The sequence below is a fragment of the Vibrio sp. 1401 genome, assembly GCF_033340295.1.
Genome location: NZ_JAWOWF010000845.1, coordinates 1 through 515, shown reverse-complemented (window position 1 = coordinate 515; position 515 = coordinate 1). Strand labels below are relative to the sequence as shown.

Sequence of the window (515 nt, the reverse complement as noted above, 5' to 3'; positions counted from 1 at the left end):
TGGTCAAAACCAATAATGACCAAAGGTAGCCAGAACAGCCACATCCCCGCCAATGGGTACATCAAGCTTTGGCGAAACGCCGTACTAAAATTCATTCTTTCTGAACTGTGATGCACCACATGTGCCGCCCACATCCAACGAATACGATGGCTAGCACGGTGGAACCAGTAATAGAAAAAGTCTTGCAGCAACATAAGAAGCAAGAAGGCCGATACACTCATTTCGATATCAAATAATCGCCAATCAAATATCCACAAGTAGAAATGCGCAATCAGCAACCCCGTTAAAATATCAGCAGCTTGATGTAATCCTGCCAACACAAAGTTACACGCCACTTCCGGCAAATAATATTGTGCGCTGTCAGGCAGTTTACCTCGACGCTGTCCCAAACCGTATTCCGCGGCGATGCAGAGAAAAAAGATAGGAGCCAAAGCCATAAGCAAGAGCTCCGGTCGCTCCATGATTTGTGACCAATCCATTGTCTTATCTACCATTTTGCGTAGTGATCTTCCGTT

Annotated in this window: 1 protein-coding gene; it reads right to left on the bottom strand. The window is 45.6% G+C overall.

All coding sequences use genetic code 11. The features are described 5' to 3' along the window. On the bottom strand, positions 1-479 hold a 479-nt coding region (locus R7Z77_RS28495), incomplete at its 3' end, for a sterol desaturase family protein (RefSeq protein WP_318137453.1). Between the last annotated feature and the right edge of the window lie 36 nt (positions 480-515).